Origin of the sequence: Pseudomonas sp. NFPP24 (genome assembly GCF_900112095.1) — a bacterium.
In the GTDB taxonomy this organism is placed as follows: Bacteria; Pseudomonadota; Gammaproteobacteria; order Pseudomonadales; family Pseudomonadaceae; genus Aquipseudomonas; species Aquipseudomonas extremorientalis.
On record NZ_FOKD01000005.1, the window covers coordinates 60,719 to 71,847 of the forward strand.

Below are 11,129 nucleotides of genomic sequence, written 5' to 3' on the forward strand. Positions count from 1 at the left end.
GGACATTCTGTCGTTAACTGAACTGCTGTCGGTATTGGGTCGGGTTGAGGCCCAGTTTTTCACTGAACAGAAAGCGCATATGCCGCACGCTGCCGAAGCCTGCGTGAAAAGCCACGGTCTTGAGCGGCAGGTCGGTGGTTTCCAGCAATTGCCGGGCGCGGTCGATGCGCGCGCCTTGCAGGAAGACCATGGGCGTCATCTGCACTTCCTTGGCGAACAGCCGCGCAAAATGGCGGGCGCTCATGCCGGCCAACTCAGCCATGGACTCGATGGTGAACGGTTGGTCCAGATGCGCCAGCACATGGTTCTGTACCCGGGTAATCGTGGTTTCCTGCGGTGCCACCGCCGCCGTCATCGGGCTGAACTGCGCCTGGCCGCCCTGGCGTTTCATCACCACCAGCAACACCTTGGCCACGTCCACGGCGACTTGTTTGCCATGGTCCTGGGCCACCACCGACAGCGCCAGGTCGATGCCGGCCGTGACGCCGCCCGAAGTGATCAGGCGCCCGTCCTGCAGGTAGATGCGATCCGTTTCGACCATTGCCTTGGGAAACGCCTTGATCAGTCGCTCGGTGTAGTGCCAGTGCGTGGTCACGCGGTGACCGTCCAGCAGCCCGGCATGCCCCAGCACAAAGGCCCCGGTGCAGATCGAGCCGAAGCGCCGCGCCCGCGGAGCCGCGGCCCTCAGCCACGGCAGCAGCGCCGGATGACATTCGTTATAGGCACCGGGGCCGCCGGGTACCAGCAGCAGGTCGTAGGCATCCTGGGCCTGGTCCAGCAGCAGGTCAGTCTGCACGGCTACGCCATTGGAGGCGCGCAATGGACCGGGCTCGGTGCCGAGGGTGAGGATCTGGTAGTGCGCCGACGCCGGCAGGTAACGGTTGGCAATGGAAAACACCTCGAGCGGCCCTGCCATATCGAGCAGGAGAAAGTCCGGAAACAGCGCCATGGCCACGGTTTTCATAGCGGGAAAGGTCCATCGGGAAGGAGTACGGCAGGCATTATGACACGCTTGAAACTGTCAACTTTAAAGCGACAGTAATTCAGTTTTCATCTTCTTAATGAATATTCCAGTAACCATTAACCTTCTTCTCAACGCAAGAGCCCTGCATCCCGCAGCCCGCTCTCACTTGAGGACAAGGCCATGCTGACCCTTCGCAAAGCTTCCGAACGCGGCGCCGCCAATCACGGTTGGTTGAAGTCGTTCCACACCTTCTCGTTCGCCAACTACTGGAACCCGCAAGAACAGGGGTTTTCCGACCTGCTGGTGATCAACGATGACCGTGTCGCCGCCGGCAAAGGTTTCGGCCAGCACCCACACCGCGATATGGAGATCTTCTCTTATGTGCTCGAAGGCGCCCTGGAACACAAGGACACCCTGGGCACCGGCTCGGTGATCCGCCCCGGCGATGTGCAACTGATGAGCGCCGGCAGCGGCGTGGCCCACAGCGAGTTCAACCACAGCCAGACCCGTGGCGTGCACTTCCTGCAAATCTGGATCGTGCCTGCCGTGGCCGGTGCCGAACCGCGCTACCAGCAGGAACACTTCAGCGAGGCCCAGAAGCGTGGGCGCCTGCAGTTGATCATCTCGCCGGACGGTGCCGATGGTTCCCTCAGCGTGCGCCAGGACGCACGGGTGTATGCCGGGCTGTTCAACGGTGATGAAACCGCGACCCTGGACCTGCCGCCCGATCGCCATGTGTACCTCCATATGGCCCGGGGCAGCGTTGAAATCAACGGCCAGCGCTTGCGCGAAGGCGACGGCGCCCGGGTGCGGGATGAGCGGCAGATCCGCTTGAGCCACGGTGAAGATGCCGAGGTGCTGGTGTTCGACCTGCGCCCGCAGGAACTGCCGCAGATGCCATGACCGGCCCCGCGATGGCTCGCAAAAACGAGCCATCGCTGGCGTCGATAGTCACCATCAGCCCAATGAAGTTCTCTTGAAAAATGCAACGCGTAACATCAACCCCATACCAGGCAACACCCCAACCAACACACTCGGAGCACACTCTCATGAAACGCCAAATCTTGCTTAGCCTCGCTTTCTCGGTACTCGCTGCCAATGCTTTTGCCCACCCGGTCGTGGCTGAAGGCGGTTCGGATCGCCTGATTGAAAGCCGCGTCGCCGAGGGTGGTGCCGACCGCCTGCAAGGCAACCGTGTTGCCGAAGGTGGTTCGGATCGCCTGCTGGAACGCCGTGTCGCGGAAGGTGGTGCTGACCGTCTGCAAGGTAACCGCGTAGCCGAAGGTGGTGCTGATCGCCTGCAGGAACGTGGCCTGGCCGAAGGCGGTGCTGATCGTCTGCAAGGCAACAACGCATAATCCCGCGCTGTTTGCGGGAACCCCAAACCGGCCTGATCAGCCGGTTTTTTTTCGTCTGCGGGCGCTTGATGGACCTGATCGGCGCGACCACCGAATAGGCGACACCGACCCGTTAAGATCCAGGCCTTCAGTGCCGGGGACAATACAACGTTATCCAAGGTCAGCCTTGGCGCATGCAAAACCGGTGGATAATTCGCCCGGACATTAAAAATGCAATTAATTGATATCCAATCAGTTGGATAATTCCACACTTTAATAATTAGGTTAGAACCAATCGGCATTTTACAGACCCCGCCCCTGCCCCTACTTTGGACGCGAATAACCGACCCCCTGCCCGGTGGAGGTGGTAATCACACCCAAGACAAGGACAGACCATGAGCATCGAATTCATCGGCTACATTGGCGGCCATCACGCTTCCGAGATCCATCCGCGCAGCGGCCCTACCCTGCAACCCGACTATGTCGAGAGCGTGGCCCGCGCCCACGAAGAGGCCGGTTTCGACCGTGCCCTGGTGGCCTTCCACTCCAACAGCCCGGACAGCACGCTGATCGCCTCCCACGCCGCCAGCGTGACCACCAGGCTGCAATTTCTCATCGCCCATCGCCCCGGTTTCGCCCAGCCCACACTGGCCGCGCGCCAATTCACCACCCTTGATGTATTCAACGGTGGGCGTACGGCGGTGCACATCATCACCGGCGGTGACGACCGCGAACTGCGCGCCGATGGCAGCCATATCGGCAAGGACGAACGCTACGCCCGCACCGACGAATACCTGAGCGTGGTACGCCAGGAATGGACCAGCGAACAGCCCTTCGACTTCAAGGGCACCTACTATCAGGTCGAAGGTGCGCACTCCACGGTGAAGTCGCCGCAGCAGCCGCATATCCCGCTGTATTTCGGCGGCTCGTCCAAAGCCGCAATCGAAGTGGCGGGCAAGCATGCCGACGTGTATGCGCTGTGGGGCGAAACCTACGAGCAGGTGCGCGAGATCGTGACCCAGGTACGCGCCGAAGCAGCCAGGCATGGGCGTACGATCCGTTTCAGCTTGTCGTTGCGGCCGATCCTCGCCGAGACCGAAGAGCTGGCATGGGCCCGGGCCGAGCGCATCCTGCAGCAGGCGACCGAGCTGGCCGAGAAAAACGGCTTTGTGCGGCGTGAACCGCCCAACGAAGGCTCGCGCCGCCTGCTCGCCGCGGCGGCTCAAGGTGCCCGGCTGGATAAGCGCTTGTGGACCGGGATTGCCGGGTTGCTCGGTGCACAGGGCAATTCCACCTCGCTGGTGGGCACCGCTGAGCAGGTCGCGGAAGCCTTGGTGGATTACTACGACCTGGGGATCACCACGTTCCTGATTCGCGGGTTCGACCCGCTCAATGATGCGATCGATTACGGCAAGCGCCTGATCCCCCTCACCCGCCAATTGATCGCAGAACGCGAACAGGCACAACAAGTAGCCTGAGAAAAACACAAAAACCAATGTGGGAGGGGGGCTTGCCCTCTCCCACATCAAGCTCAGTTTTTGTAGTCGGTATCGCTACGCTCCAACTGCCGGACCAGCGCATTCCAATGCCGCGCCACGCCCGGACCTTCGCCGCTGGCGTGCGCCTTGGCCTGTTGCTCGACTTTGCCCACCACTTCCTGCGGTGGGAAGATCAATTGCGCATTCCCCGCTGCCTGGGCTGCAATCTGGATATTGCAGGCCCGCTCCAGTTGCTGCAGTTGCTGAAACGCATGCTCTACGCTGACGCCCGCGGTCAACAACCCATGATTGCGCAGGATCATCACACTTTTGTCGCCCAGGTCAGCGACCAACCGCTCGCGCTCGTCAAGGTCGAGGGCAATCCCTTCATAACCGTGATAGGCCACGCGCCCGGAAAAACCGATGGAGTGCTGGGAGATCGGCAGCAAGCCGTCTTTTTGCGCCGATACCGCAATGCCGTCGCGGGTGTGGGTGTGCAGCACGGCTTGCAGGTCGTGACGCGCGCCATGGATGGCGCTGTGGATCACATAGCCGGCGTAGTTGATGCCCAGGCCCGTCGGGTCATCCACGATAGTGCCGTCGAGGTCGACCTTGACCAGGTTGGACGCACTGATTTCATCGAACAGCAGCCCAAAGGCATTGATCAGGAAATGCTCCTCCGGGCCCGGCACACGGGCGGAGAAGTGGGTATAGATATGGTCGGTCCACTTGTACAAGGCCGCCAGACGATAGGCGGCGGCCAGCTTGACGCGTACTTCCCATTCTTCTGGCGTGACGCGTTGTCGGACGGTGTTGCTGGAAACGCTGGAAATCGAGGTGACGCTGCTCATGGCAAAACTTCCTGGATGGCCTTAAGGACTTCCAGGCAAGCCTAGGGGATGCAAAAAAATAATAAAAAGCACATTTTAATCTAAGCTAATTATTATTTTTTTTCATATCATGCAGCCTCCTTGATCTTGTGCAACGAGGCAGCGACCAGCTTGCCAAACGCATCCACCGGCCCCTGCAGGTTGCCCAGGAAGTGCGGATAGATCAGCCACAGGTCCATCACCGGCTTGAAGTCCTTGAGCGGCATCACCGCCAGGTGTTCGCGATGGGCGCTGCGCTCCAGCAACGGTCGCGGCACCAAACCCAGGCCCAGGCCGTCCGCCACCAGGCCCAATTGCAGCTCGGTGCCGAAGGTTTCCAGGTTGACCCGCAACGCCAGGCCCTGGTCAGACAAGGTGCGCTGCAGACCGGCGCGGAAGCCGCAACCATCCGGGTTGAGAACCCAGCCGTTCTGGTACACATCCGCCAGCTTGCACGGTTTCTTCGGCAACTGCGCCTTGGCGCACACCACCACCAGTTCCATCTTGCCGATGGACTCGCCGACGATGTTGTCCGGGAAAATCTTGCCCGCCGGGAACAACGCCGCCGCCGCATCCAGCTCGCCGCGCTCGATCTTGCCCACCAGTTGGCTGCCCCACCCCGTAGCGACCTGGGCACGCAGGTCGGGGTATTCGGTGCGCAGGTGCTTGAGGGCATCCAGCAGCACCACGTCGCCGATGGTCTGCGGCACGCCCAGGCGCAACAGGCCAGTGGGGGGCGCATCGGTGGCTACCAATTCGCGCAGCGCGTCCATCTCGCGCAGGATCAACCGGCACTGCTCGTAGACGCGGGTGCCGATCAACGTGGGCTTGAGGGGCTTGGTGTTGCGGTCGAACAACTCCACCCCCAATGCCTGCTCGAAGTTCTGCACGCGACGGGTAATGGCCGGCTGGGTCAATTGCAACGACTCGGCGGCGTGGCTGATGGACTGGCAACGAATCACTTCGACAAAGGCATCGATGTCGTCAATTTTCATTTGGGCCGCACATAGAGAACAGTCATTAAGATGTGTGCGAAGCATAGTTGCAGGAAAGCCGCCTGGATAGCCCGCGCTGTGATCGATAACGTCTAACGCTATTCAGACCAGTTCTAAATTACCTTCAGCTATAAGCTAATCATTAAAAAATAGCATATTAACTATAAACATTATGCTTAGATAAACCCATCACCACCGACCACACGATGGAACTGTCATGACCCAGGCCCGACACCCCGAGAGACTCAGAGCCTTCATAGGCGCCCTGGCGGAATTGATCGACGGTAATCCACGCGAAGGCGACCTGCTGCACCGTGGCGGCAAGCTGCTGGCGCAACTGGTCAGCCATGACGACTGGCTTCCCGACGAATTCGCCCAACCCGATCCCGAGCGCTACCAGCAGTTCCTGCTGCATGCCGATTCACGCCAGCGTTTCAGCATCGTCAGCTTTGTGTGGGGGCCGGGGCAAAGCACACCGATCCATGACCACCGGGTATGGGGCCTGATTGGCATGCTGCGCGGCTCAGAGTTTTCCCAAGGGTTTGAACGCGCCCCTGACGGCAGCCTGGTGGCTGAAGGCAAGCCGATACGGCTGGTGCCGGGCCAGGTTGAAGCGGTGTCGCCCAAGGTCGGCGACATCCACCAGGTGAGCAACGCCCATAGCGACCAGGTGTCCATCAGTATCCATGTGTACGGCGCCAATATCGGTGCGGTGCGCCGCGCGGTGTACCAGCCCGACGGCAGCGAGAAACTGTTTATCTCCGGTTATTCCAACGCCTTTCTCCCGAATATCTGGGATTTGTCCAAAGAAAAGAGCCCTGCCCTATGACCACCCTCTCCACCCGCAGCTTTGCGCGGATTCGCCAAGCCCTGTTGGACCAAGAAGAAGTCGCCCTGATCGATGTGCGCGAAGAAGCGCCGTTCGCCGAATCCCATCCACTGTTTGCCGCGAACATCCCGCTGTCCAAGCTGGAACTGGAGGTGTATGCGCGCATTCCGCGGCGCGATACCCAGGTCACCGTGTATGACAATGGTGAAGGCCTGGCTGCCCGCGCTGCCGAACGCCTGGTTGCCTTGGGCTACACCCAGGTCAGCCTGCTTGAAGGAGGCCTGGACGGTTGGCGCAAGGCCGGTGGCGAGCTGTTCATCGACGTCAACGTACCGAGCAAGGCGTTCGGCGAACTGGTGGAAAGCGAACGCCATACGCCGTCCCTGGCCGCTGAAGAGGTGCAGGCGCTGCTCGACAGCCAGGCTGACGTAGTGGTGCTCGACGCCCGGCGTTTCGACGAATACCAGACCATGAGCATTCCCACCGGCATCAGCGTGCCGGGGGCCGAACTGGTGTTGCGCGCCCGCGAACTGGCGCCGGACCCGGCCACCCGCATCATCGTCAACTGCGCCGGGCGTACCCGCAGCATTATCGGCACTCAGTCGCTGATCAATGCCGGCGTGGCCAACCCGGTGTCGGCCCTGCGCAACGGCACCATCGGCTGGACCCTGGCCGGGCAGAAGCTTGCCCATGGCCAATCTCGACGTTTTGCGCCGACCAGCGAGGAGCATCGCCTGGCCGCCGCCATCGATGCACGCCGCGTGGCCGACAGGGCCCGCGTGGGCCGTGCCACCCTGAGCGACCTGCGTACCTGGCAGCAGGACACCACACGCACCACCTACCTGTTCGATGTACGCACCCCGGAAGAATTCGAAGCCGGCCACCTGCCAGGCGCGCGCTCCACACCGGGCGGGCAACTGGTGCAGGAAACCGATCACGTTGCCAGCGTGCGCGGTGCGCGGCTGGTGCTGGCGGATGACGACGGCGTACGCGCGAACATGTCTGCGTCCTGGCTGGCCCAACTGGGCTGGGAAGTGCATGTGCTGGATGACCTGCAAGCGGAGCACTTCAGCGAGCAAGGTACCTGGGTCGCGCCGGTGCCGGCGCCGCCCCAGGCCGAACCGATCAGCCCCTCGACCCTCGCCGACTGGCTGGCCCATGGCGACACGGCGGTACTGGATTTCACCGCCAGCGCCAACTACGTGAAGCGCCATATCCCCGGAGCCTGGTGGGTACTGCGTGCGCAACTGCCCCAGGCTCTGGCCAAGGTGCCCGCCGCCCAGCGCTACGTGCTGACCTGCGGCAGCAGCCAACTGGCGCGCCTGGCGGTGGCTGAAGTCGAAGCCCTTACCGGCAAGCCAGTGTTCCTGCTGCAGGACGGCACCGCCGGCTGGATCAATGCGCAACTGCCGCTGGAAGAAGGCGAAACCCACCTGGCCTCGCCGCGTATCGACCGCTACCGCCGCCCGTACGAAGGCACCGACAACCCCAGGGAAGCCATGCAGGCCTATCTTGACTGGGAATTCGGCCTGGTCGACCAGCTGGCACGCGACGGCACCCACGGTTTCTATGTGATCTGACCCGCCCACCGCGCAGCCTCGAGCGTGCAAGGTCACCCCGGCGACCAATGAGCACGCGATCCCTTGTGGCCGGGGCTGCCCCCCTCTCACACCTTTCCAAGTCCATCGGGAGATACTAGTGTAGGAAGCGAAACAGGATGATTGGCATGGAGCATTGATCAATGAACAGGTCAGAACAGGCAAAGCCCGCCGCCGCACACCTGCACTGCGCGGACACCCCAGCGCTCTTCAGCATCCAGAACAATGATCTCGGTATCAAACTACCTCTGCACCTGAAACAGATGGGTGCTCCCGAACATTGCGGTCACCGCTCGGGTTGGCGCCATGTCATGGATCATCTTCGCCAATGCCAACGACCTGCCGGCATGCTGCTGGATGACTTTGTCGAGCGCACCTTCCAACACCCAGGCTCCACGCAGGAGTGGCACGAACCCTGGATCGGAATTTTTCATCACCCACGCCACGTGCCCCACTGGTACGACCCCAGCGCCGTGCCATCGGTGATCTTTCAAAAAACCACCTTTCGCAACAGCCTCAAGCACCTGGCCGGCGCTGTGACGTTGAGTACCACCCTCGGCGATTGGCTGGCAAAGGAGCTGGTCGTTCCAGTGAAGGTACTCAAGCACCCCACTGAAATTCCCGACCAACAGTTTTCCATCAACCAATGGGAACAGCAGGCGACCAAGACCATCGTGCAAGTGGGCTGGTATTGCCGCAACAGCCGGGCGATTTATCAGCTGCGCGTACCGGATGACTACAAAAAGGTGCATCTACTGCAAGATCGCCCCTGGGTACACAACGCCCTGCAACGAATCGACAACCTGTCACCGACCCGACACCGCCCGCTGATCGGTGATGTCCAGGTGATCGAGCCGCTCGACAATCCGTCCTACGATAGCTTGCTCGCCCACAACCTGGTGTTCTGTGAATACCTGGATGTTTCCGCCAGCAACACCGTCATTGAAGCCATCGCGCGCAATACTCCTATCGTAGTCAACCGACATCCCGCTCTCGAAGAATACCTCGGCATCGACTATCCGCTCTTCTACGAGCACCTCGATGAAGTGGCCGCCCTTCTCACACAACCGGGATTGATTCGCAGCGCCTACCATTACCTCGGTGCGCTGGATAAAAGCTGGTTATCTGCCGAGACCTTCACCCGGCAGCTGATGACTTTCGTTAACCAGATCGGCACTGGAACGACAAAATGAGGGCCGCTTATGGCTACCGGGTCGAATCCGTTTTCTGTCCTGGGTGAGCGCGTACCCGCCGACGTTGTCCAGGCGCTGCGCCAAGAGATCGTCGAGCACTATTCCCTTGGCGCAACGCCTGCCCAACGACGGGAAGTCGCCTACACCACAGCCTGTCGCGAGCTGGTGGACATCAGCAGTCAAGCTTGGCGGCGCGGCTTGCACGACACAACCCCACTCAATCGATTACAGCATCTGGTACAGGAACGACTACGACCGGTGCTTCCCCATCTCGATGAACAGCGCTCGTTTGGCCGCCCGCAAATCGCCGTGCGCGAACCCGCAGGGCTGGCTACCTCACCTCATCTTGACGGACTTGAACAGGGCGCGTTGACGCAACACCCAGACCTGCCGACCGCGATCATAGGGGTCTACCTGGACGATGTGCTGATCCCGGACGACGCAGCACTGACTATCTGGCCCAGACAGGCGGACCAGGTCGCTCAGCTCCTGGCAAGCGGTACTGAGGGCTGCGCATTGTCAGCACACCTTGTCGCCATTAGCGATGCCTGCCTCGTGGGCGATCCGCATGCTCAAAATGTGCTTGGGCCATGCGGGTACATCTTTCTCCTCCTCGGGACCGTTCCCCACTGCAGCCTCAAGCGCATCACCGCAGGCCTGCGAATTGCCGTTTATTTTCGAGTGTATGCCACCCGAAAATCCGAATATAAAATGCATGATAAAAATAATAAATAATAAATGTCATCAGCTTTTTCAATAATTACGATATAACCAAAAAGAACTTCACATCAGTTTTTTATAGGAATAGTGTTAAATCACTCACCGACCCCTTCTCCAGGCGGAGGTAATCGAACCCTGACTTGATCTGCCTGGAGCCTGCATCCCATGGTCATTACCCTCCCTTTCAAACGCCTGCTCCTGGGCACCGCCCTCGCCCTTGGCCTGATCGGCAGCGCCGCTGCCGCCGACCTGCAACCGCTGCGGGTGGCCAACCAGAAATCGACGATCAAGGCGCTGCTGGAAGCCTCCGGCGAAACCCGGAACGTGCCTTACACAATCCAGTGGTCGGAATTCCCGTCTGCCTCACCGTTGGGCGAAGCACTCAACGCCGGTGCCGTGGACATCGGCGCCCTCGGTGATGCGCCGTACGTGTTCGCCCTCGGTGCCGGTGCGTCTCTCAAGGTGGTCAGCATCATCCACTCCGAAGGGCGCAACACCACCGCCCTGGTCGTGCCCAAGGACTCACCGATCAAGACCGTTGCCGACCTCAAGGGCAAGAAGATCGTCACCGGGCGCGGTTCCATCGGCCATTACCTGGCGATCAAGGCCCTGGCCACCGCCGGCCTGACCACCCGGGACGTGCAGTTCATTTTCCTGCTGCCCAGCGAATCACGCCTGGTGCTGGATAACGGCACCGCCGACGCCTGGGCCACCTGGGACCCATACACCACCGTAGTGACCTCGCAAAGCCAGGCACGCGTGCTGGTCAGTGGCAATAAACTGCTGAGCAACCACCTGTACCTTGCCGCCACCAGCCAGGCCATCGCCGACAAGCGCCCGCAGCTCGACGACTTTGTCGCCCGCGTTGACCGTGCCTATGCCTGGGCCAACACCCACCCCGATGAATACGCCGCCGCCCAGGCCAGGATCACCGGCCTGCCGCTGGACGTGCATGTGACGGTGGCCAAGGACACCCGCCTGAACCCGGTCACGATCGACGACGCAGTGATCAGCGGCCTGCAAGCGACCGCCGACACCTATCAACAGGAAGGCCTGCTGCTCAAGCACATTGACGTATCGCAGGGCTTCGACAAGAGCTTCAACGCCAAGCGTGTCCCCTTCAACCAAGCCTCGCGCTAAAAGGAG

At 61.0% G+C, this 11,129-nt stretch carries 11 protein-coding genes; 8 read left to right on the forward strand and 3 right to left on the reverse strand.

The genetic code is table 11. The features are described 5' to 3' along the window. Positions 1-13: 13 nt before the first annotated feature. The gene (locus BM026_RS12145; protein ID WP_093513641.1) at positions 14-964 is read right to left on the reverse strand and encodes a GlxA family transcriptional regulator; all 951 of its coding nucleotides are present in this window, start codon (positions 962-964) and stop codon (positions 14-16) included. A gap of 180 nt (positions 965-1,144) precedes the next feature. Between BM026_RS12145 and BM026_RS12150 the strand changes: the two genes are divergently transcribed. The 3 genes from BM026_RS12150 to BM026_RS12160 all read left to right on the forward strand — a co-directional run bounded on the left by BM026_RS12150 (position 1,145) and on the right by BM026_RS12160 (position 3,779). Further along, positions 1,145-1,867, forward strand: a complete 723-nt coding sequence (locus BM026_RS12150; RefSeq protein ID WP_093528672.1) for a pirin family protein — start codon at positions 1,145-1,147, stop codon at positions 1,865-1,867. Positions 1,868-2,013: 146 nt separating this feature from the next. Beyond that, entirely contained in the window at positions 2,014-2,322 is a 309-nt protein-coding gene (locus tag BM026_RS12155; protein ID WP_093513644.1) for a hypothetical protein, read from the forward strand. Between the two features lie 374 nt (positions 2,323-2,696). Then, positions 2,697-3,779, forward strand: a complete 1,083-nt coding sequence (locus BM026_RS12160; RefSeq protein ID WP_092245654.1) for an LLM class flavin-dependent oxidoreductase — start codon at positions 2,697-2,699, stop codon at positions 3,777-3,779. A gap of 53 nt (positions 3,780-3,832) precedes the next feature. On the opposite strand, the gene BM026_RS12165 is transcribed toward BM026_RS12160, so the two are convergent. Both BM026_RS12165 and BM026_RS12170 read right to left on the reverse strand, forming a co-directional pair. Continuing rightward, the gene (locus BM026_RS12165; RefSeq protein ID WP_092245657.1) at positions 3,833-4,630 is read right to left on the reverse strand and encodes a class II aldolase/adducin family protein; all 798 of its coding nucleotides are present in this window, start codon (positions 4,628-4,630) and stop codon (positions 3,833-3,835) included. A gap of 107 nt (positions 4,631-4,737) precedes the next feature. Continuing rightward, entirely contained in the window at positions 4,738-5,643 is a 906-nt protein-coding gene (locus BM026_RS12170; RefSeq protein WP_071490094.1) for a LysR family transcriptional regulator, read from the reverse strand. A 217-nt stretch (positions 5,644-5,860) separates the two neighbouring features. On the opposite strand from BM026_RS12170, the gene BM026_RS12175 reads away from it, so the two are divergent. From BM026_RS12175 to BM026_RS12195, 5 genes are all read left to right on the forward strand, one after another. After that, complete coding sequence (locus BM026_RS12175) at positions 5,861-6,472, forward strand: cysteine dioxygenase family protein (protein WP_092245660.1); 612 nt, start codon at positions 5,861-5,863, stop codon at positions 6,470-6,472. Beyond that, on the forward strand, positions 6,469-8,052 hold the full coding sequence (locus BM026_RS12180) for a rhodanese homology domain-containing protein (RefSeq protein WP_093528675.1): 1,584 nt from the start codon (positions 6,469-6,471) through the stop codon (positions 8,050-8,052). The genes BM026_RS12175 and BM026_RS12180 overlap by 4 nt, the downstream gene beginning before the upstream one ends. 329 nt (positions 8,053-8,381) lie before the next feature. Next, complete coding sequence (locus BM026_RS12185; protein WP_139217552.1) at positions 8,382-9,263, forward strand: hypothetical protein; 882 nt, start codon at positions 8,382-8,384, stop codon at positions 9,261-9,263. Positions 9,264-9,272: 9 nt separating this feature from the next. After that, the gene (locus BM026_RS12190) at positions 9,273-9,998 is read left to right on the forward strand and encodes a hypothetical protein (protein WP_093528677.1); all 726 of its coding nucleotides are present in this window, start codon (positions 9,273-9,275) and stop codon (positions 9,996-9,998) included. 150 nt (positions 9,999-10,148) lie between these two features. Beyond that, complete coding sequence (locus tag BM026_RS12195; protein WP_092245671.1) at positions 10,149-11,123, forward strand: ABC transporter substrate-binding protein; 975 nt, start codon at positions 10,149-10,151, stop codon at positions 11,121-11,123. The last annotated feature ends 6 nt before the right edge of the window (positions 11,124-11,129 follow it).

Excerpts from the sequence above, each read along its gene's own strand:
- BM026_RS12195 (WP_092245671.1), top strand. The coding sequence starts at position 10,149 with ATGGTCATTACCCTCCCTTTCAAACGCCTGCTCCTGGGCACCGCCCTC.
- BM026_RS12165 (WP_092245657.1), bottom strand. The coding sequence starts at position 4,630 with ATGAGCAGCGTCACCTCGATTTCCAGCGTTTCCAGCAACACCGTCCGA.
- BM026_RS12175 (WP_092245660.1), top strand. The coding sequence starts at position 5,861 with ATGACCCAGGCCCGACACCCCGAGAGACTCAGAGCCTTCATAGGCGCC.
- BM026_RS12145 (WP_093513641.1), bottom strand. The coding sequence starts at position 964 with ATGAAAACCGTGGCCATGGCGCTGTTTCCGGACTTTCTCCTGCTCGAT.
- BM026_RS12180 (WP_093528675.1), top strand. The coding sequence starts at position 6,469 with ATGACCACCCTCTCCACCCGCAGCTTTGCGCGGATTCGCCAAGCCCTG.
- BM026_RS12190 (WP_093528677.1), top strand. The coding sequence starts at position 9,273 with ATGGCTACCGGGTCGAATCCGTTTTCTGTCCTGGGTGAGCGCGTACCC.
- BM026_RS12155 (WP_093513644.1), top strand. The coding sequence starts at position 2,014 with ATGAAACGCCAAATCTTGCTTAGCCTCGCTTTCTCGGTACTCGCTGCC.
- BM026_RS12160 (WP_092245654.1), top strand. The coding sequence starts at position 2,697 with ATGAGCATCGAATTCATCGGCTACATTGGCGGCCATCACGCTTCCGAG.
- BM026_RS12185 (WP_139217552.1), top strand. The coding sequence starts at position 8,382 with ATGGATCATCTTCGCCAATGCCAACGACCTGCCGGCATGCTGCTGGAT.
- BM026_RS12150 (WP_093528672.1), top strand. The coding sequence starts at position 1,145 with ATGCTGACCCTTCGCAAAGCTTCCGAACGCGGCGCCGCCAATCACGGT.
- BM026_RS12170 (WP_071490094.1), bottom strand. The coding sequence starts at position 5,643 with ATGAAAATTGACGACATCGATGCCTTTGTCGAAGTGATTCGTTGCCAG.